The sequence below is a fragment of the Pseudalkalibacillus sp. Hm43 genome, from assembly GCF_051842935.1.
Classification (GTDB): domain Bacteria; phylum Bacillota; class Bacilli; order Bacillales; family Fictibacillaceae; genus Pseudalkalibacillus.
Genome location: NZ_JBPXRR010000001.1, coordinates 1723331 through 1744579 on the forward strand (window position 1 = coordinate 1723331; position 21249 = coordinate 1744579).

General features: G+C 44.1%; 20 protein-coding genes. 2 read left to right on the forward strand and 18 right to left on the reverse strand.

What is annotated here, in order from left to right; all coding sequences use genetic code 11:
• Window positions 1-15: 15 nt before the first annotated feature.
• The 4 genes from buk to ACSVDE_RS09255 form a co-directional block, all read right to left on the reverse strand.
• Window positions 16-1134 (reverse strand): butyrate kinase, encoded by a 1119-nt coding sequence (buk, locus tag ACSVDE_RS09240; RefSeq protein ID WP_439300640.1) that lies wholly within the window; start codon window positions 1132-1134, stop codon window positions 16-18.
• A 108-nt stretch (window positions 1135-1242) separates the two neighbouring features.
• Complete coding sequence (gene bcd, locus ACSVDE_RS09245) at window positions 1243-2346, reverse strand: branched-chain amino acid dehydrogenase (RefSeq protein WP_439300641.1); 1104 nt, start codon at window positions 2344-2346, stop codon at window positions 1243-1245.
• A gap of 61 nt (window positions 2347-2407) precedes the next feature.
• A complete protein-coding gene (yqiS, locus tag ACSVDE_RS09250) occupies window positions 2408-3301 on the reverse strand; it encodes a phosphate butyryltransferase (RefSeq protein ID WP_439300642.1) in 894 nt (297 codons plus the stop codon).
• A gap of 153 nt (window positions 3302-3454) precedes the next feature.
• On the reverse strand, window positions 3455-5503 hold the full coding sequence (locus ACSVDE_RS09255; protein ID WP_439300643.1) for a sigma 54-interacting transcriptional regulator: 2049 nt from the start codon (window positions 5501-5503) through the stop codon (window positions 3455-3457).
• 133 nt (window positions 5504-5636) lie between these two features.
• Between ACSVDE_RS09255 and ACSVDE_RS09260 the strand changes: the two genes are divergently transcribed.
• Window positions 5637-5885, forward strand: coding sequence for a DUF2627 family protein (locus ACSVDE_RS09260; protein WP_439300644.1), 249 nt, complete (start codon window positions 5637-5639; stop codon window positions 5883-5885).
• Window positions 5885-6094 carry a protein YvfG gene (gene yvfG, locus ACSVDE_RS09265; RefSeq protein WP_439300645.1) on the forward strand — a complete coding sequence of 70 codons (210 nt, stop codon included), beginning with the start codon at window positions 5885-5887 and terminating at the stop codon, window positions 6092-6094. Before ACSVDE_RS09260 ends, yvfG begins: the two co-directional genes overlap by 1 nt.
• 75 nt (window positions 6095-6169) lie before the next feature.
• On the opposite strand, the gene spo0A is transcribed toward yvfG, so the two are convergent.
• The 14 genes from spo0A to accC all read right to left on the reverse strand — a co-directional run bounded on the left by spo0A (window position 6170) and on the right by accC (window position 21242).
• Window positions 6170-6967, reverse strand: coding sequence for a sporulation transcription factor Spo0A (spo0A, locus tag ACSVDE_RS09270; RefSeq protein ID WP_439300646.1), 798 nt, complete (start codon window positions 6965-6967; stop codon window positions 6170-6172).
• Window positions 6968-7340: 373 nt separating this feature from the next.
• Window positions 7341-8654: a SpoIVB peptidase gene (gene spoIVB, locus ACSVDE_RS09275; protein WP_439300647.1), complete on the reverse strand. Its 1314-nt coding sequence runs from the start codon at window positions 8652-8654 to the stop codon at window positions 7341-7343.
• A 123-nt stretch (window positions 8655-8777) separates the two neighbouring features.
• A complete protein-coding gene (gene recN / locus ACSVDE_RS09280) occupies window positions 8778-10505 on the reverse strand; it encodes a DNA repair protein RecN (RefSeq protein ID WP_439300648.1) in 1728 nt (575 codons plus the stop codon).
• Between the two features lie 22 nt (window positions 10506-10527).
• Entirely contained in the window at window positions 10528-10977 is a 450-nt protein-coding gene (gene ahrC, locus ACSVDE_RS09285) for a transcriptional regulator AhrC/ArgR (protein WP_439301964.1), read from the reverse strand.
• A gap of 166 nt (window positions 10978-11143) precedes the next feature.
• Window positions 11144-11977 carry a TlyA family RNA methyltransferase gene (locus tag ACSVDE_RS09290; protein WP_439301965.1) on the reverse strand — a complete coding sequence of 278 codons (834 nt, stop codon included), beginning with the start codon at window positions 11975-11977 and terminating at the stop codon, window positions 11144-11146.
• Window positions 11977-13869, reverse strand: a complete 1893-nt coding sequence (dxs, locus tag ACSVDE_RS09295; RefSeq protein ID WP_439300649.1) for a 1-deoxy-D-xylulose-5-phosphate synthase — start codon at window positions 13867-13869, stop codon at window positions 11977-11979. Before dxs ends, ACSVDE_RS09290 begins: the two co-directional genes overlap by 1 nt.
• Before the next feature lie 9 nt (window positions 13870-13878).
• On the reverse strand, window positions 13879-14496 hold the full coding sequence (locus ACSVDE_RS09300) for a hypothetical protein (RefSeq protein ID WP_439300650.1): 618 nt from the start codon (window positions 14494-14496) through the stop codon (window positions 13879-13881).
• Between the two features lie 829 nt (window positions 14497-15325).
• Complete coding sequence (locus ACSVDE_RS09305) at window positions 15326-16213, reverse strand: polyprenyl synthetase family protein (protein WP_439300651.1); 888 nt, start codon at window positions 16211-16213, stop codon at window positions 15326-15328.
• Entirely contained in the window at window positions 16214-16447 is a 234-nt protein-coding gene (locus ACSVDE_RS09310) for an exodeoxyribonuclease VII small subunit (RefSeq protein WP_226546404.1), read from the reverse strand.
• A complete protein-coding gene (xseA, locus tag ACSVDE_RS09315) occupies window positions 16447-17799 on the reverse strand; it encodes an exodeoxyribonuclease VII large subunit (protein WP_439300652.1) in 1353 nt (450 codons plus the stop codon). Before xseA ends, ACSVDE_RS09310 begins: the two co-directional genes overlap by 1 nt.
• Window positions 17799-18662, reverse strand: coding sequence for a bifunctional methylenetetrahydrofolate dehydrogenase/methenyltetrahydrofolate cyclohydrolase FolD (folD, locus tag ACSVDE_RS09320; RefSeq protein WP_439300653.1), 864 nt, complete (start codon window positions 18660-18662; stop codon window positions 17799-17801). Before folD ends, xseA begins: the two co-directional genes overlap by 1 nt.
• A 14-nt stretch (window positions 18663-18676) precedes the next feature.
• Entirely contained in the window at window positions 18677-19069 is a 393-nt protein-coding gene (gene nusB / locus ACSVDE_RS09325; RefSeq protein WP_439300654.1) for a transcription antitermination factor NusB, read from the reverse strand.
• Window positions 19070-19459: 390 nt separating this feature from the next.
• The gene (locus tag ACSVDE_RS09330; RefSeq protein ID WP_226546408.1) at window positions 19460-19867 is read right to left on the reverse strand and encodes an Asp23/Gls24 family envelope stress response protein; all 408 of its coding nucleotides are present in this window, start codon (window positions 19865-19867) and stop codon (window positions 19460-19462) included.
• A gap of 1 nt (window position 19868) precedes the next feature.
• Entirely contained in the window at window positions 19869-21242 is a 1374-nt protein-coding gene (gene accC, locus ACSVDE_RS09335; protein WP_439300655.1) for an acetyl-CoA carboxylase biotin carboxylase subunit, read from the reverse strand.
• Window positions 21243-21249 lie beyond the last annotated feature (7 nt).

A 21249-nucleotide genomic window follows, 5' to 3' on the forward strand; every position in this document is an offset into this window, starting at 1 on the left:
TTCATTCCCCTTTCGTTAAATGCTCTGTTTGACTGGTTGATTCGGGTACACTTTCGGCTCTTCTTCGCCGCGTAGGACACGCAGTCCACCTTCAGCAAGAGCTTGTAGTTCATTCTCACCCGGTTGTACGATAACGTCGCTGATCCATTCAATGCGCTCTGTAATCAAGTTCACGAATTCTTTTCCGTAAGCAAGTCCACCCGTCAAAACGATGGCATCGACTTTACCATGTAAAACGGCACTTGCCGCACCGATTTCTTTCGCGACTTGATACGCCATTGCATCATAGACCAACTTCGCTTTCTCATCGCCTTCTTCAATCCGCTTCTCGACTTCAACGGCATCGTTCGTTCCGAGGTAACCAACAAATCCAGCGTTACCAACTAGTTTTTTCATAATTTCCTCAGCATAGTACTCTCCTGAAAAGCACATGGAAACGAGATCTCCAACAGGGACTGTACCTGCTCTTTCCGGTGAAAATGGTCCTTCCCCGTGAAGTCCGTTGTTTACATCGATGACTTTGCCTTGTTCATGAACACCTACTGTGATTCCTCCACCCATGTGGGTCACAATGAGGCGCAACTCTTCATATGGTCTACCCAATTGTTTCGCTACTCTTCGGGCAACCGCCTTTTGATTCAGTGCATGGAAAATACTTTTCCGTTCAATCTCAGGGACACCAGAAACTCGTGCCAGCGGTGCCAATTCGTCAACAACGACAGGGTCTACGATGTATGACGGAATGTTTAACCCCTGGGCAATCTCAAAAGCGATGATTCCACCGAGGTTTGAGGCATGCTCCCCAGAGTATCCCTTTCGGAGGTCTTCGAGCATCATGTCATTGACATCATATGTTCCGCCCTCGATTGGACGAAGGAGGCCACCACGGCCGACGACCGCACTTAATTTAGAAACATTGATACCTTCGTGATCCAATGTTTCCAATATGACATTTTTACGGAACTCATATTGATCGATGATGTGTTCGAAAGCTTTGATTTCTTCGCTGTCGTGTCGAATGGTTTTTTCAAACACGGAGCGTTCATCATCAAATATTCCGATCTTGGTTGATGTGGACCCAGGATTAATTACCAGTAATCGATATTCTCTTTGTTGCAAAACGGAACCCTCCATTGATGACTCTATAATGATTCATTTTTTTCATCTCCACTCCTATGCTCCCCTTAATCTTAGGATTTAACAGGAAGAGCCTAGAAGATAGAGTTTCTTGATACTTTTAAATTATTGACCGAGACGTTGTGATAGGATGTGTCGGTCGTTCAACAAGAATTGGCTTCTAGAGTTCTTGTTGCGCTCAATACGTTCTTCAGCAAGACGGTCCGCAGCTAGATATGTCGGGATGTTGTCTCGCTTGGAGATTTCAAATACACGTGCGATGTTGTCGTAGATCAATTCTACTTTCTTCATTGCGCGGTCATGGTTGTAACCGTTCAATTCATCCGCTACGTTGATGACTCCACCAGCGTTGATGACATAGTCTGGTGCATACGCGATACCCATTTCATGAATTTGGTCACCGTGCTTCGTGTCTTTCAATTGGTTGTTCGCTGCACCTGCGATGACTTTCGCTTTCAATTGTGGAATCGTTTCGTCGTTGATTGTCGCTCCAAGTGCACATGGTGCATAGATGTCGCAATCTACTGAGTAGATGTCTTCTGTATCAACTGCTTTTGCTCCAAATTCGTCTACCGCACGTTGAACCGCTTCTTTATTGATGTCTGTCACGATCAATTGTGCGCCTTCTTCGTGTAGGTGTTTACACATGTTATAAGCAACGTTTCCAACACCTTGTACTGCGATGACTTTTCCTTCTAGCGAATCCGTACCGAATGCTTCCTTCGCTGCAGCTTTCATTCCGCGATATACGCCATAAGCTGTTACAGGAGATGGGTTACCGGAAGAACCGAATGCAGGGGATACACCTGTTACGAATTCAGTTTCCTGACGGATCAGATCCATATCCGCTACTGTCGTACCAACGTCCTCAGCCGTTATGTAGCGACCGTTCAATCCTTGGATGTAACGTCCGAATGCACGGAACATTTCTTCGTTCTTATCCGTACGTGGATCGCCGATGATAACTGTCTTACCGCCACCAAGGTTCAGACCTGCTGCTGCGTTTTTATAAGTCATACCTTTCGCAAGACGAAGTGCATCTTCAATTGCAGCGTCTTCGTTTTCGTATGTCCACATTCTTGTACCACCAAGTGCAGGACCTAATGTTGTATCGTGAATACAGATGATTGCTTTCAATCCAGATTGTTTGTCCTGACAAATCACCAGTTGCTCGTAATCGTATGTCTCCATATACTTGAAAATTTCCATTATAAATTCCTCCTTGGGATAATCAAATCTATCTATTAATGAAGGTCATTAACTTGACCTGTTAAACTGAACGAACGGCAAGTGCAATCGAATGCAGCTTGCTTTCAGCACTGTCAGCACGTGAAGTCAATACGATCGGTGCTTTTGCTCCAGCGATGACAGCTCCTACTTTTGCTTTCGCAAAGTAGATCAATGACTTATAAAGTGCATTTCCAGTTTCAATGTTCGGAACGAGCAGAATGTCTGCTTGTCCAGCAACCTCTCCACCTACACCTTTGTGTGAAGCTGCTTCCATAGAAACGGCATTATCGAGTGCAAGTGGACCATCTACTACACACCCTTTGATTTGGCCGCGTTTGTTCATTTGGCTTAAAGCTGCCGCATCAAGTGTCGCCACCATGTTCGGGTTCACAACCTCTACTGCTGTAATCGGAGCGACTTTCGGTGTGCTGACACCAATCCTTGTCGCTACATCTACCGCGTTTTGAATGATGTCTGCTTTCTGTTGTAGATCGGGCGCGATGTTCATCGCCGCATCCGTGACAAAAATGAGTCGGTCGAAACCGTCCACTTCAAATGCCGCCACATGGGACAACACTTTTCCAGTGCGGAGGCCGTATTCCTTATTCAATACTGCCTTCAGAATCGTGGATGTGGAAACCATTCCTTTCATGAGGACATCTGCATCTCCACTGCTGACGGCTTGGACAGCTTTTGAAGCTGCTTCCTCAGCTGATTGACAATCAACAACCTTCAAATGATCAGAGCCTTCTAGTCCTTCTTCATGAAGAAGGGACTTGATTTTATCTTCGTCTCCAAACAATTGGAAGGATGCCAACTGTTTCCCTAATGCCATTTTGACTGCCTGAATCACTTCATGATCTTCTGCAGCAGCTACAGCAACAGTTTTATTAGGTAACTGGGTTGCTTCTTGGATGATTTGTTCTAATTGCATGACCTATGTTCAACCCCTTCACAAATTTTCTTGTACCCCGCCTATTATTAAATGCAAGATTCATGCCAAGTTTAAAAACGCTGATTTAAAGTCGTTTTTGTCGATTTGTTCCATGCAAATGTTTTCATGGTATGAAATAATTTGCATGCAATGTTATTCAATGTTGTATTTATCAATTTTGTAATATAAATTCCTCAAAGATAACTCAAGGGTTCGTGCTGTTTTCGTTTTATTCCCGTTACATTGAGCTAACGTTGAACGGATTAAGTTCTCCTCGAAATGCTCAACCTGCTCTTGGAGCGATCGGTTATTAATGGGGGTATGGGAAGCTTGATTTTTCACACCTATCTTGGAAGTAAGTGGTGGTATGGAATGAACATCAATCCAAGATTCATGGAAAGAAAGATGGATGATTGCACGCCCTAGCACATTCTCCAATTCCCTTACGTTACCCGGCCAATCATAGCCTTCTAAATAGTTGATCGCAGCCTCTGTTATGCCCTCGATATTCCGCCCGTAATCCTGGTTCAGCTTCTGGATCAGATGGTTGCATAATTTGCCCAGGTCTTCTTTCCGTTCTCTCAGTGGCGGTATGAAGATCGGTAATCGATTGATTCGATAATATAAATCTTCCCTAAACGAACCATCGATTATTCTTTTCTCCAAATTGACATTCGTTGCTGCTATGACCCGGACATTGATCGGGATTGCTTTCGTTCCACCGACACGGATGATTTCGTTTTCTTGCAATACCCTTAATAGCTTGGCTTGTGTATCGCTTGATAATTCCCCGATTTCATCTAAAAATATGCTGCCACCGTTTGCTTCTTCAAAAAGCCCCCGTTTTCCACCTTTACGAGCACCAGAAAAGGCACCTTCTTCATAGCCGAACAATTCGCTTTCCAGAAGGGATTCAGATATGGCAGCGCAATTCACTCGTACGAATTTGTTGTATTTCAGATTGCTGCTGTTATGTATAGCATGAGCGAACAATTCCTTACCCGTACCGGATTCTCCGCGTAATAGCACTGTTGCAGGCGTGGTTGCACCAAGCTTCGCTTGATCGATGGCGAACTGCATTTCCTTCGAGTCGCCGATGATATCCGAGAATGTGTACTTCGCTTCCAATGTACGAATGATTTGTCGTGCTCTTTGCAATTCGGCAGTCAACGACTGGATCTCGGACATGTCGTGGATGACACCGACACTGCCTTTCAACTTTCCATCTACGATGACAGGTGCTACATTTACGATTACATCCCGACGGTTCGGACCGACCTTGAGCCGTACGCCTCGGACAGGTTTCCGAGTTCGGAGCACCCTCATATGCATGCTCTCTCCTTCAGAAATATCCGTCGTTGCCGGTTTTCCGTATATGTCTTCTGATTTCAGACCAGTCAGTCTCGTATAAGCTGGATTGACGATGAGACCTTTCCCCTCTTCATCCACGACCGTAATCGCTTCTTCTGAAGAGTGGATAATCGCTTCCAGCATCGTTTGGACACTTTTCAAGCTTGTCACTTCTTCGGCCATTTCAACGACTTCGGTGATGTCTTTGAAGACCGCAAACGCTCCGATGATTTTTCCGTTATCATCGATCATCGGCGTTCTTGTCGTGATGATTTTTCTGTCGTTGTCCAGCACTTGCTCTTTATTGACTTCTGTCTTTCCAGTATCTAAAATCCGGGGTAATTCACTGTTCGGAATTAGTTCAGTGATTTCTCTTCCGATCGCTGACACGCTTTGGAGACCTGTCATCATTCGTGCACTTTTGTTCATGATGGTGATTTTACGGTTTTGGTCGATTGCAATCATGCCATCGTGAGAGGAGCTTAGCACCAAGTCTTGTTGTCTAGACTGACTTGATAATTGATTGATCAGGTTTTCTTGCTCTTCCATCAGATTGGATATCAATACAGCGACAGATGGAGGAATGATCACCCATTTTCGGTCTTTCACTTCTTGAAGAGATGAAAAAATCTCTTCCTTTCCAGTTGTTTCAATCACGACATCAATCGGTGAATCAATGATCTTTTTCCAATCCGTTGCTGTGCGGATCCCTTTACTTTGAGCAAGCTGAATGGCTGGGGCTTGCTCTTCCGGATCGATCACAGCGACCAATTTGAGCGCATTGGATTTTTCGATCATTTTCACCAATGCCGTACCTACTTTTTGCGCGCCTATAATTATGACATTTTTCATCATCTACACCCTAGTTTTTACCATGCAATATTTTTCACACCTTTCATTTTACCGTTAGTTGGGTCTCTTCGCAAACTTATAGACAGAAATCCCTAAAATAGGTACAATGAAGACCGAGAAAAGGATGATTGAAATGACAAGAATAATGGCACTTCTCATATTAGTAATACCAGGAATCGGTGGAGTCATCGGCATCAAACTGATCAGAGACTCCCTCTTCGGAATCGTTCACTCACCGTTCCCGAATTTTCTTATTGAATTGATCGCAGGAATCCTTTTGTTCATTGTGGGATTCGGATTCGTGGGTGGCTTCATCTTTTACCGTGATCGTAAGAGGAACAATGTTCAACCCAGATTTCGTAAAAAGGGAGGCAATTCATAATGGAGCAATTCAGCGTACCATTTTTCGAGGAAAATTTCCGTGCTTATGCGGAGCAAAACGAGGATGTTTTCAATAAGCAACAAGCGATGAACAGCTATTATGTTTCCATGGTTTCCACGCTCGTGAATGATAACATCAACAAAAATTCAGAGGTCGTCAAACGGATCCGTAATCTGAATACGGCTTATCAGAATGTGCGATCATCATAATTGTAAAAACAAAAAGCATCCTGTCTGGGTAACCCCAGCAAGGATGCTTTATTTTTGTATTCACTTATTTGCTCTTCAGCCTGCTTTATGTTCAATGCGCAGCTTGTCCGCAACCATCGCGATGAACTCTGAGTTCGTCGGCTTTGCTTTCGACATGCTCACTGTGTAGCCGAACAGATTGGAGATCGAGTCGATGTTGCCTCGGCTCCATGCCACTTCAATTGCATGACGGATGGCACGCTCGACACGGGATGCTGTCGTATTGAATTTCTTCGCGATATCAGGATAAAGGACCTTCGTGATTGATCCGAGCAATTCGATGTCGTTGTAAACCATTGTAATCGCTTCGCGTAAGTACATGTAACCTTTAATATGTGCAGGTACTCCGATTTCATGGATGATGCTCGTAATGCTTGCATCCAAATTCTTCGGCTTGTACTCTTTCGTGTAAGAACGAGATGAAGATGTATTTGAAGAAGATTTGACAAATGATTTCTTGGCTCCACTGATCTGACGGATTTGGTTCGTTAAGTTTTCCATATCAAAAGGTTTAAGAATAAAGTATGATGCCCCTAATTCAACTGCTTTCGACGTAACGTCCTCTTGACCAAACGCTGTCAACATGATGACATTCGGTTTCGAACTCAAGTTCAAGTCGTGCATATTCTCAAGAACAGCCAGACCGTCTAAATGTGGCATGATAATATCCAATACAAGAACATCAGGCGTCTCCTCTTCCAAAAGCTCCAGACATTCCTTACCGTTATAAGCGACACCTACAACTTCCATATCATCCTGACTAGAAATATACTCATCAAGAAGCCCCACTAACTCTCTGTTATCATCTGCCAAACACACTTTAATATTTTGCAATTGATGTTCCTCCTCACATCTTTTCTAACCCTTGTATGTAAGATTTCCACATGAATTTCATAATTCCTTTAATTATTTAATATTTTTATCATAAAATATCTCAATCTTTTACATCCTTCATTTTCCTCGAAATTTCGACCTAAATCACAATTTGACATATCGGATTTTCGTGTTCTTTGTCGAATTTTCTTTATATTTATTATATCAGATGTTGTCACAACTTCCGAGACAAAAATAATATGGGGGATTTTTTGGTGAGATTCAGTAGGTCGTGTGGATTCGAGTTGAACTTCTCTTGCGGGGTGCGAATGAGCTTCTCGCTCTACTAGCAACTCCAACATCCCCTCTGCCAATAACAAAAAGGCGAGCTCGTTCAGCTCGCCACCTTGTCGCCATTTCTATTTCGTTCGTATATATTGATGCCTGCTTCGCTCAGCATCCATTCGATGTGCACCCCATATCCGCTTGTCGGATCGTTGACAAATACATGCGTGACTGCACCGATGACTTTTCCATCCTGGATGATTGGGCTTCCACTCATACCTTGCACGATTCCGCCTGTAGCTTCCAGTAGATCCGGATCTGTAATTTTCACGACGAGACCTTTCGTGGCTGGGAATTTCTGTGGCACTGAACTGACGATTTCCACGTCGTACTTTTTGACCTCTTCACCTTTTACAACGGTCAATATTTCAGCTGGTCCTTCTTTCACTTCGTGTGAAAGCTTGATCGGAAGTGCTTTATCCATGATTCCATTTCGCATTGGCTCTTTCAGCTTACCGAAGATACCATATTGCGTGTTCTTGAAAATACTGCCGAGGATCTTTTCACCATCATTAAATCGGGCTAACTTCTCACCTGGTCGTCCGTGCGTCCCCTTTTCAATGGAGGTAACGGTGGATCCAATGATCTGACCATCGTTCACGACAATCGGTTTTTTCGTATCCATATCAGAGATGACATGTCCGAGTGCTCCGTATTTGCCTGAATCAGGGTGGTAGAACGTCATCGTTCCAACGCCTGCTGCAGAATCACGGATGTACAATCCGATACGAAAACTGGAATCCGACTTATCCTTTACAGGAGTTAATTTCTTGTGCAATGTCTGTTTATTACGGATGATCTTCAGATCGAGTGATTGATGGGATTCACCGCTTCGCTTTACGAAAGGACCGATCTCACTCATTTTTTGAATGGATTTACCATTGATTTCTGTGATGATGTCTCCGACTTGGATACCTGCTTTTTCCCCTGGGGACACGTCACCGTTAGACGTTCCGACGAGATGGTGTCCGACCACCAATACTCCGACTGTGTTCAAGCGAACCCCGATATTTTGCCCTCCCGGGATGACTTTGAATTCAGGAAGTACTTTCACATTCATTTTCTTGACAGGTAAATTGGAGACTTGCATGGTAACCTCTGCGTTACCATCTTGATTCGCTTCTATTGAAAAGGATTGAGGATTGTTTTCGATATTACCAATCGACAATATGGATTCTTCTTGATCGGAAGAATGCAGTGTAGCTTTTGGGTGTTTCTGATCTATCGTTAATCTCTCTCCCTGGAACACGGTTATATCAGTTGGGATACTGAGATAGTCCTGAATAGGCTTAATGAAACCCAAGCTTATGAGGAATCCAAGGAGAAGAATGCCGACTAATTGTCTGATTTTCACTCTTTTCATTCAGTCACTCTCCTCATTCCTTACCCTACAACTTTTTTATGGTTGCATTTATAATTTTACCTTTAGAGGATGTTTCTATAACCAAGAGTGAAAAGAAAAAGCTACCCTTAAATGGATAGCTTTTCATGATGTAATTTTTACTTCATCAGCGAATTGAATCATTTCTTTAGCATGTTGCTTTGTCAGGTCAGTAATTTCGACGCCGGAAATCATTCGAGCGATTTCTTTCACCTTTTCTTCAAATGGCAAAGGCTTCACAAGCGTCAACGTTCGATCGCCTTTTACTTTTTTCTGGATATAAAGATGACGGTCTGCCATTGCAGCAACCTGTGGCAAATGCGTGATGCAAAGGACTTGTGAGCCAGCCGACAGCTTCTGGATCTTTTCAGCAATCGCTTGTGCGACTCGACCGCTCACTCCCGTATCAACTTCATCAAAAATGATCGAGGCAACTTCCTGCTCATTCGAGAAGATCGCTTTCAAAGCAAGGATAATCCTCGAGAGCTCTCCACCAGATGCGATTTTGACCAACGGTTTCAAAGGTTCTCCTGGATTGGTGGAAATAAGGAACTCCACATCATCCATACCATTTTTTCCGAATTGAATGTAGTTTCCATCGATTTCAACACCAACAGTCGAAGAACTGCTTGCAGGTTCAAACGATACTTCAAAAGTCGTTTTCGCCATATAAAGATCCTTCAACTCGCGATGGATTTTCTTCTCAAGATCTTTAGCAGCTTTCTTTCTTAGCTTACTCAATTGCTTCGCTTCTAAATACAGATCTTTTCCGATTTCGTTTAACTCATCTTCGTACTTCCGGATGCGATCATCTTTGTTCGTAATCGTATCGAGCTCTTCTTCAATCCGTGAACTGTATTCCAAAATCTCTTCTACAGAATTTCCGTATTTTCGCTTGAGTGTATTGATTTCATGCAAACGATCTTCAATGAACGTCAGCCGCTCTGGATCGAACTCCATCGTATCAACATAATCCCGAAGCTGGTGAGAAGCGTCTTCTAATGCGTAATAAGCATTCGTGACAGTTTCCTGAATCGGTTTCAAGGATTCATCATAATCAGATACATCTTCCAAATGACTCATTGCAAGCCCAAGAACGTCGACGCCTTTTCCCTCACCATACAACGCGCTGTAAGCGTCCTGGACGGACTGGAACAACTTTTCAAAATTACTGAGCCGTTGTTTTTCCTCCATTAATTCTTCATCTTCATTCGGCTGCAGGTTCGCCTTGTCGATTTCCTCAAGCTGATACTGGATCAGATCAATTCGATGCGCCATTTCTTGCTCGTTTTCCGTCAATTGCTTCAACTGTTTTTGTGTATCTATAAATCGTTTATATAATTGCTGATATTCTTGCTTCGTCCGTTTCAAGTCACTTGAGTGGTATTGATCCAACAGGTGCAGGTGTTTATCGCTTTGTAACAGGAATTGATGCTCGTGCTGACCGTGAATATCGATGAGCGATTGACCGATCTCTCGTAAGATCGCCAATGTAACAAGCTTTCCGTTGATACGGCAAATACTTTTGCCAGAGCTCGTAATGTGACGCTTCAGAACGACCATTCCATCTGAAACCTCAATGCCCTGTTCTTGGGTTTTCTGTGTGACCGGATGTGTTTCTGGTATGTAAAAAAGACCTTCGATTTCTGCCCGGTCCGTTTCGTGTCGCACATACTCTGAAGAGCCGCGACCACCGATCAACAAGCCGATCGCATCGATGATGATCGACTTACCTGCGCCAGTTTCACCTGTCAAAACAGTTAAACCTTCTTCAAAGGGAACGGTGACTTGTTCTATAATCGCAAAATTTCGTATGGATAATTCCGCAAGCATAATTTCCCTCCTACAGTACGTTCTATAGCATATCTAAAAATTGTCGTGTGACAAGTGGACTGTCTTCAGGAGAACGACAAATAATCAAAATCGTATCATCACCGCAAATCGTCCCCATGATTTCTTCCCAGTCCAAGTTATCAATCAACGCCCCAACCGCATTCGCGTTTCCTGGTAACGTCTTCATGACGATGAGGTGGTCGGTATGATCGATATTGATGAAGCTGTCCGTCAACGTTCGCTTCAACTTCTGTAAAGGATTGAACCGTTGATCCGCTGGCAGACTATATTTATATCGTCCATCTTGCATCGGAACCTTAACAAGATGCAGTTCTTTAATATCTCGGGAGACTGTCGCTTGCGTGACATTGAATCCAGCATTTTTCAAGCGCTCGACGAGCTCGTCCTGGGTATCGATGTCAAAATTCGTAATGATCTCTCTTATTTTAATATGGCGTTGCCCTTTATTCATCATCGTATCACTCCACAAGGTGCTTTCTACATTTTCACGCGTATATATGCTTATCATAAACGAATCCTGTCTAATTGTACACGTATATGGTGAATAAACATGTATACCGCTGTATATAGAGCTACCCCTTATTACAAGCAAAAAAAGATAACGGATGTGGTTTCCGTTATCTTTCGTCATTTTTATAAGATTCATGTGCTTCCTTCACGACCGATTCCGGCTTTCCGGTCCATATGATGGAAGCCTCCTCATTCAACTGAGGTTTTTCCAAGTGTAAAAGGAACTCGATGTTCCCTTCACCACCTCTTATCGGTGAATGTGTACAATTCAAAATGTTATAGCCTGTTTGGTGACTGAATTCAATGATCTTCTCGAGTACAGACTGGTGAACTTTTTTATCACGAATGATGCCCTTCTTACCGACTTCCTCACGGCCTGCTTCAAATTGTGGTTTCACTAGGGCGATGACTTGTCCGCCGTGAACCAAAATTTCTTTCAGGACAGGTAAAATCAGTTTCAAGGAAATGAAGGATACGTCAATCGTCGCTACCTGTGGAAGACCTTTGTCAAAGTCTTCAGGCTTGGAGTAACGAAAATTGGTCCGTTCCATCACTTTTACGCGTTCATCATTCCGGAGTTTCCAGGCTAGCTGGTTGTAGCCGACATCGAGTGCATAAACGAATTGAACACCATTCTGAAGGGCACAATCGGTGAATCCTCCTGTAGAGGATCCGATGTCGATCATGATCTTCTCATTTACATCAAAATCAAATGATTTCAACGCCTTCTCTAATTTCAAGCCGCCCCGACTGACATAAGGAATCGGATTCCCTTTCAGTTCAATCGGAATTGTAATATCCACTTTCTGACCAGGCTTGTCCATGCGTTCGTGTTCTGAGAAGACAAGCCCTGCCATTATTGCTCGCTTGGCTTTCTCCCTCGTTTCGATCAACCCGCGATCGACGAGGAGAATATCAAGCCGTTCTTTCTTTTTCATAATCAGTAAGCCCTCTGTTGTTTCTTCGGAATCATTTCAAATACGCGTTCCACGACTCCCTCAGGAGTGAGGTTGATTTCTTCAAGAAGCTTAGAGACACTTCCATGCTCGATGAAACGGTCTGGAATACCCATCCGATCGATGACCGCATCATGTATTCCCATGTCATGGACAAACTCAAGTACGGCACTTCCAAATCCACCTTGAAGGATACCTTCCTCCATCGTCAAAATCGGAATTCGCTTCGTGACGAGTTCAGTAATCATACCGTTATCAAGAGGTTTGATCGAACGTGCATTAATGACACTTGCGGAAACGCCTTGCGATTTCAGATGTTCAGCAGCCTGCATAGCGACTGGAATCATTGTCCCGACTGCAAGGATCGCAATGTCTTTTCCTTCTTTCAAAACTTCCCATGTGCCGATTTCAATCTTCTTGAGTTTTTCATCCATCGGAATGCCAAGACCTGTACCTCTTGGGAAACGGACGGCAATCGGTCCAGCGTCATATTCAGTAGCTGTATAAACCATATGCTGCAATTCGTTTTCATCTTTCGGGTTCAAAACGACCATATTCGGTAAGTGTCGCAAGAAAGCGATATCGAATACGCCTTGATGCGTTTCACCATCAGAACCAACCAATCCAGAACGGTCTACAGTGAAAACAACATTCAGGTTCTGTCGGCAAACATCATGAACAAGTTGATCGTATGCCCGTTGGAGGAATGTTGAATAGATGGAAAGCACAGGCTTCATGTCTTGAGTGGCAAGTCCTGCTGCCATCGTTGTTGCATGCTGTTCCGCAATTCCTACGTCATACAAACGATCCGGGAACTCTTCTCCGAATGCTTCTAGTTTCGATCCTACCGTCATTGCTGGTGTGAGAACGACTAGACGCTCATCTTTCCGTGCAACCGTACGTAACGTCTCACTGACCACTTTGCTGTAACTAGGTCCAGCAACAGTAGGCTTGATGAAGTCCCCTGATTCGATTTTATAAGGGCCAGGTCCATGCCATGTACCGATTGCATCGGTTTCAGCAGGCTTGTATCCTTTTCCTTTTTGGGTAAGAACGTGTACGAGGACAGGTCCTTTTGTCTTTTTCGCATATTTGATGTTTTCCGTAAGATCATCAATACTGTGTCCATCTACAGGTCCAAGATATGTGAATCCTAATTCCTCGAAAAAGATTCCGGACACAAGCAAGTACTTCAAGCAATCTTTCAATCGTTCAGCCGTCGAAGCCAATCGGCCTCCTGCAGGCACTTTCTTCAATAACGATTCGAATTCTTCTTTGACGCGTTTGTATTTACCAGCGGTGCGCAGACGTCCCAATACATTGTGTAGCGCACCGACATTCGGCGCGATGGACATTTCATTGTCGTTCAAAATGACAATAAGATCTTTCTGTTCATGTCCGATATGGTTCAATGCTTCAAGCGCCATTCCACCGGTCAACGCGCCATCGCCGATGATTGCAACGACCTCGTCATCCGTCCCTTTCAGATCACGTGCTGTCGCCATACCCATGGCAGCAGAAAGTGAAGTGGAACTGTGTCCTGTCTCCCAGACGTCATGTTCACTTTCAGACATTTTAGGGAATCCACATAGACCTTTGTATTGTTTTAATGTATCGAACTTGTCTGCTCGACCCGTCAAAATTTTGTGTACGTATGCTTGATGTCCTACATCCCAAATGAACTTGTCTTTCGGGCTTTCGAATAATTTATGTAGAACCAACGTTAATTCAACCACGCCTAAATTCGGCCCGAGATGTCCACCTGTTTTTGAAATTTTCTCAATTAAAAAAGTACGGATTTCAGCAGCCAGTTCTTCTAGCTGGTCAACATCCAGTTGTTGTAGAAATTTAGGGTCCTTGATTGATTCCAAATCCATGGAACATCCTCACTTTCCTTTCGTATTGCGCTTTAACTTGTTTGAAGCGGGTTGTTGAGGAACAAATTTCTTTAACTTTAATCTTTCCTCAAAGAAGTAGATTAATCTCCCGACCTGAAAAATGATGGAAGTAGAAAAATGTATGGCAAATGATTTGCCGAGAGCTTTCCCGCCAACAGTAAGTGCAGCTACTACACTTGTGAACACAATCGAAACGGTATATTGAAATGCGGAGGCATCATCTCCGCCAAATGTTCGTGCAAGTTGTACGATGACCGCAGCGGATGCAGTCCCGCTAATTATACCAGAAATATCCCCGATCACGTCATTACAAAAGCTTGCCACACGGTCGGCATTCCGACAGATCGTAATCGATTGTCGTGAGCCATTGATCTTTTCTGAGGCCATAGCATGGAATGGTACTTCATCTGCTGCAGTTGCTGCAACCCCTATAATATCAAATACAATACCGATAAGCACGATTAAAAATACAATCATAACTCCGATCGCCCATACGACACCTTCGATGAGCAATGTTGAGACAATTGAAAAAATAGCCGCTAACACTAGCGTGATAACGGCAATTCCAGAACTCCATTTTAATGATTTCGTTAGAACTTTATTCATGTATGCTCCTTAATCCCTCAAACAGCCGCTCTAGTCCCTTACCCTAAGTCCGGTAGTTGGTAACCAGATGGACGGCAACTAATTTTTTTGATGATATAACATCATATAATAAAAGTGTTCAAAAGGTTGATGGATTGTCCATCTCTTTTGAACATTTTATTGGATATGTATGGTGGAGTGGTCATTCAGTGAGTAAACACTGCGGCTTAGGTCCAGTAGGTTTTCCCAGAGGGGTACCAGTGCGTTGCCACACTGGAGGTTTCCCTTTAATCCCCTCTTGACGTTGTCACCAATCGTCAGACTAGATTACCACTTAGTCCGCACTATAATCCTCATTGAATGTCACATGGAACAGTCTAGGAGTTTTCCTCGACAGTCTTTACCATTCCCTAGCCTCTTTCGCAGGATTGATTTCATATGGTATGGAATCCTTTCGGCGGCCAACCAGAAATTCATCCTCTTCCATAATCCCCTCAAATCCCACTCAAGGCAGGCTACGCTGCTCACCGATAGTTTCTAGCGACCGAAAAAACCGATGAAAGCAGGTTTATAACCTCAGTTCGCAATAAGGTATTAGCACGCAAATCGCAAAGTTGAGGTCCTCCGCGGCAAAAGGGTCAACGCCCACATGCCTTTGTGGATCGCCCTTTAGCCTTAACTCCCAGTGTAGACCCAAAGCTGGGCGCCTCGAGCCTATACAAGGAACTTCATCGATGTGCCCTTTGGCGGATTTTTAGGCCCGCCCTCAGAAATGGGAGACTGACTAGAATACTGCACCACTCCTCATGTAATTATAATATACCATATTCACGTATTTCGCTCAATATTTCTAATGATCTCTGCTAATCATATAATCTGTAAAATGCTCGAGCCAACTATGATCGATGTTCGCTTTATGCAGATGTCTCTTGGCTTCTTTCACCACATCAAGCAGTTGTTCTTTCGCACCTAACAATGTTAGCAGATGTGGGTATGTACTCTTATTGTTGCCAACATCACTGCCAATCGGTTTTCCAAGCTTATCCTCATCGCCTTCAACATCCAAAATGTCATCCTGAATTTGGAAAGCGAGACCAAGGTAATGTGCGAATTTGACGAGATGTTCCATCTGTTCCTTCGTACCTCCACTAATTCTCGCTCCTGCATATATGGAGTACCCAAGCAATGCACCTGTTTTCTTACGATGAATGTTCTCTAGAGCTTCAATCGTAAGCGATTTACCTTCTCCATCCATATCCGCTACTTGTCCATCCACCATTCCTTCAGGACCTGCGGCATTGGATAGATGGGTGATCAAATCGATTTTCGTGTCACTGTCAAGGCTTTCGGAACGGGAGATCACTTCAAATGCATAAGTGAGTAAACCATCACCCGCAAGGATCGCAAGCGCTTCTCCATAAATCTTATGGTTGGTCGGACTGCCTCTTCTGAAATCATCATCGTCCATTGCAGGAAGATCATCATGAATCAAGGAGTACGTGTGGATCATCTCGACTGCACAAGCGACATCCAGCCCGAGCTTGCTGTTTTTCCCAAACGCCTCAATCGTCATGAGTAGCAGTGTGGGTCTTAAGCGTTTTCCGCCAGCTAGAATGGAGTAAAGCATGGATTCTTTCAACGTAGGTTGGGCATTCAGCGCTTCCACTTTCGCAGGCAGAGCGTCGTCTATGAAGTTTTTCTTCTCCTGTAGGAGCTCCAAAAACCTTTCCTGATCCACCTATTCGTCCTCCTGTATCGTGAACGGCTCAGTTTCGCCATCTTCTTTCAGTAATTCATCCATTTGCTTTTCCACATGCTGCAATTTATCGTGACATTGCTTTGAAAGCTTCATTCCTTCTTGAAATAGTCGGATGGATTCCTCGAGCGGTACGTCACCTTCTTCAAGTTTGCCAACGATTTCTTCAAGCTCTTGCATCGCTTCTTCAAATGATTGTTCTTTCTTCTCTTCCATTACTTTTCACTCTCCTCAAGTCCCCAAACTTGGCAATCCAGTTTCCCGTCCTTCAAACGAACCGAAATCGGATCTCCAGGTTGTACCTGGCTTACACTCTTGATGAGCTTTTCTTGTCCTTCATGGTAAGCGAGGCTGTATCCTCGTTCCATAATGCTTAACGGGCTGAGCGCATTCAACTTTCCGACTTTCTCTTTGAATGCAGCGTTGTGTTGTTCATAGCTGGTGCGCATTTCTTTTTGCAGCATGCGTACAAGGGATTGATGCCTCTCTTTTGACTGTTGATGCAGTTTGGCTGGATGATTCCTTTGCAAGCGATCATGTAAGCGTCCGATATGCTCTTTTTTGCTTGTGAACGCTCTCGTTTTGCTTTTTTGTAAACCCTCGATCAGCCGATCCAGATCTTGTTCCTTCTGTTTGACAAGCTGAGTCGGGTACTTGAATGCATAGGAACGTTGGAGCCGGTTCAGCTCGGTTCTCATGCTCTTCACATGTTCAGAAACTGCTCTAGTCAGACGCAATTCCCTTTGTCGGATCCGCTCTTCCAGCTCCTCAATATGAGGCACTGCGAGTTCCGCCGCTGCTGTTGGTGTAGCTGCTCTTACATCCGCTACAAAATCAGCAATCGTAAAGTCGGTTTCATGTCCGACTGCCGAAATGACCGGAATTTGTGACTTGTAAATACTTCGGGCGACAATTTCCTCATTGAACGCCCACAATTCCTCAATAGAACCACCACCCCGTCCCACGATCAGGACGTCCCAGGTCCCTTTTTCATTCGCGTAGTCGATTGCATGGGAAATGCTAGGGGCTGCATGCGGTCCTTGTACGAGCACAGGCATGACTGTCACTTTTGCGATCGGAAAACGACGTTTGATGGTCGTCAAAATATCCCGTACAGCCGCTCCTGTCGGGGATGTGATGACTCCGATCCGTTTTGGCATTGCTGGTAACGGTTTTTTCGTCTCTTCAGCAAAAAGACCTTCAAAGTCCAGCTTTTTCTTCAGTTCTTCAAATGCTAAAAACAGATTTCCGATTCCATCTGGTTGCATTTCTTTTACATATAATTGATATTGTCCGTGCGGTTCGTAAACGGAAACTTCACCGCGTATCAAGACTTTCATACCCTCTTCTGGTCTGAACTTCAGAAAACGGTTGTTCCCAGCGAACATGACCGCATTGACCCGGCTGTTCGAATCTTTTACCGTAAAATACATATGACCGCGACTGTGGAACTTTACATTCGATAGTTCCCCGCGTAGCCAGATGTCCTGAAGCGTCCTGTCTTGATCGAATTTTCTTTTAATATAACGGGTTAGTTCTGTAATACTGATATAACGATCTTGTTGCATTAATGTACACCTACTTGATGACTCCATTTCGCAGAAAGAATCGTATTTTGAAGCAGCATGGTTATGGTCATCGGTCCTACCCCTTTTGGAACAGGTGTCAGATAAGCCGCGATTTCTTCTGCTTCTTCAAAATTCACATCACCCGTCAGCTTACCATCATCTTTACGATTAATTCCGACATCAATGACGACAGCTCCTGGTTTGATGTAATCTTTCCCGATAAAATTCATTTTGCCGACTGCAACGACGAGTATGTCAGCTTGCTTGGCTATCTCTTTCATATTCGGTGTTCTGGAGTGACAATATGTAACGGTTGCATGCTCATTCAAGAAAAGCTGTCCGACGGGTTTTCCGACGATGTTACTTCGTCCGATCACAACGACATGCTTTCCTTCGATGGTGATGTTCTTCGCTTTGACCATTTCGATGATGCCATAAGGCGTACACGGTAAAAATGCACGTTGCCCGGTCATCATCCTTCCAATATTGATTGGGTGGAATCCATCCACATCCTTCTCTGGTGAAATGGCTTCTATGATGGCTGTTTCAGAGATGTGGTCAGGTAGAGGCAGTTGGACGAGTATGCCGTGACAGGACTCATCCTCATTATATTGATGAATGACTTCTAGCAGTTTTTCCTCAGAGGTCTCTTCCGGAAGTTCAATAAGCTTTCCGTCAATCCCGACTTGTTTACAAGCTTTCGTTTTTCCCTTTACATAGGAAAGCGAGGCAGGATTCTCACCGACGATGATGACCACCAAGCCTGGTACAATCCCCTCTTTTTTCAAACGACTGACTTCTTCTTTCATCTCGTTCCTTTTCGCTTGAGCGATTTCATTCCCTTTGATAAGCTCTGCAACCATTCATATCCCCTCCGCTATTGGATTGTTTTGCTTATTTTTGAAAGGACCGCATTTACAAATCGACCGGATTCGTCTCCCCCGAATGTTTTGGCAAGATCGATCGCTTCGTTGAATGTCACGTTGATTGGAATATCTTCTAAATACTTCATTTCGTAAACGGCCAATCTGAGGACAGAACGGTCGACGTTTCCAATTCTTTCAAAGCTCCAATTTTCCAGGTGACGCTTGATTATTTCATCAATTGGTTCCAAGTTGTCGAGCGTACCTTCTACTAATTGGATCAGGAAAGCATCACGTTCTTCGCCTTCCTCTAATACGTGACCGATCGCTTCATCTCGGTCCAATTCACTTACATCTATTTGGAATAAGGACTGTAATGCCTTCTCCCTTGCAATCCTTCTTTTCATGATTTGATACTTCCTTTCATTTCTTCTCTATCTGATGATAGCATAGAGATTCTTCCCTTAACAGCATACACCATTTTTCTGAGGATTAAGCGTTATTTGCACAGAATGTCAACACAAAAATGATACATTTTCGTGTCTGCGATGAGAGTTCAGAGGAGCATTCCTTGTGCTGACTTCCACGTTCATCACAGGACGTGATGGTACTTAGTCGAAGTTCCTTAAAGCAGTCGAAGATCCATTGGAGACCTAACTTTCTGTTTCCGCAGGAGTATCGTGAATTTCGTTTAAAATCAATATACAAATCCAATATAAAAAACTGACCCGGACGTTGGACATCCTTTTCCCCGATGAAAAAGGGCATAAGGGTCTCACATCCGAGTCAGTTCAATCTTAATATTCCTCGATTTCTTCTAGAGGGTCCGGTTTTCCTTCGAATTGGACACCAACTACATGAACATCAACACGGTTCGGCTCTAAAGCTGTCATAGTGTTCAGCGTGTGGCGGATGTTCTCCTGGATCTTTTCTGCTGTATCCGGAATGGAAACTCCAAAGTTCATCGTTACGAACACATCGATGTTGATTCCATCTTCGGTAAGTTCAACTTTTACCCCTTTACCGAGTGACTTTTTCCCGAAGCGCTCAACAACTCCGGAAGCAAAATTGCCACGCATGGAGGACACGCCCTCCACTTCAGTTGCAGCGATGCTTGAAATCACTTCGATCACTTCTGGTGAGATTTCAACTTTTCCTAAATCTGAATCTTTCTCTTCCATTTCAAATGTTTGATATTCGTTCATTCTACTCACCTCCACTGGAAGCTGATTTTGATGTCAAGTCATACATTTCCAAGAACTTCGTGTTAAATTCTCCACTATTGAAAGCTTCGTGATCCAATAATCGAAGGTGGAAAGGAATTGTCGTATCGATCCCTTCAATGACGAACTCGCTTAATGCGCGTTTCATTCTTCTGATTGCTTCATCACGCGTACTTCCGTACGTAATGACCTTCGCAATCATCGAGTCATAATAAGGTGGGATGAAATATCCTGGATATGCTGCAGAGTCAACTCGTACTCCAAGTCCACCTGGTGGCAGGTACATTTCTATTCTACCAGCTGATGGCATGAAATTCTTGTCCGGGTTCTCGGCATTGATCCGGCATTCGATGGACCATCCATTGAACGTAACATCTTCTTGGGCAAGTGATAGACGTTCACCGGACGCCACTCGAATTTGTTCCTTGATCAAGTCTGTTCCTGTAACCATTTCAGTAACAGGGTGTTCAACTTGGATTCGTGTATTCATCTCCATGAAATAAAAGTTTCCTGTGTTTGATTCGAAGATAAATTCGACGGTACCTGCACCGGAGTAATCCACGGCTTTTGCAGCTCTGACAGCTGCTTGCCCCATTTCTTCACGCTTATCTGGATCAAGTGCTGGAGAAGGTGTTTCTTCCAACAACTTCTGCAGACGACGCTGGATGGAGCAGTCACGTTCACCTAAGTGAATGACATTACCATGATTGTCTCCAAGAACCTGAATTTCTACGTGACGGAAATCCTCGATGTACTTTTCAATATAGACGCCAGGGTTACCGAAAGCGGAAGCCGCTTCCTGCTGGGTCATTTTGATCCCTTTGACAAGCTCTTGCTCAGTGCGTGCGACACGGATCCCTTTACCACCACCGCCGGCAGTTGCCTTGATGATGACAGGGTAGCCCATATCTTCCGCCAACTGAATCGCTTCTTCAGGGGATTCGATGATTCCTTCAGATCCCGGAACGATCGGTACGCCCGCTTCTTTCATCGTCGTACGAGCAACGTCTTTTGTTCCCATACGGTTGATAGCATCCGGACTCGGGCCGATGAATGTGATGTTGCATTCTGCACAGATCTCAGCGAAATCTGCGTTTTCAGCAAGGAATCCGTATCCTGGATGGATAGCGTCCGCACCAGTTAGTGTCGCGACGCTCATGATGTTCGTGAAGTTCAAGTAACTTTCTTTCGCTAAAATCGGTCCGATGCAGTATGCTTCATCAGCCATACGGACATGGAGCGATTCTTTATCCCCTTCTGAATAAACGGCAATCGTCTCAATGTTCATCTCTTTACATGCACGGATGATTCGGACGGCAATTTCTCCTCGGTTAGCAATCAGAACTTTTTTGATCATATGCATC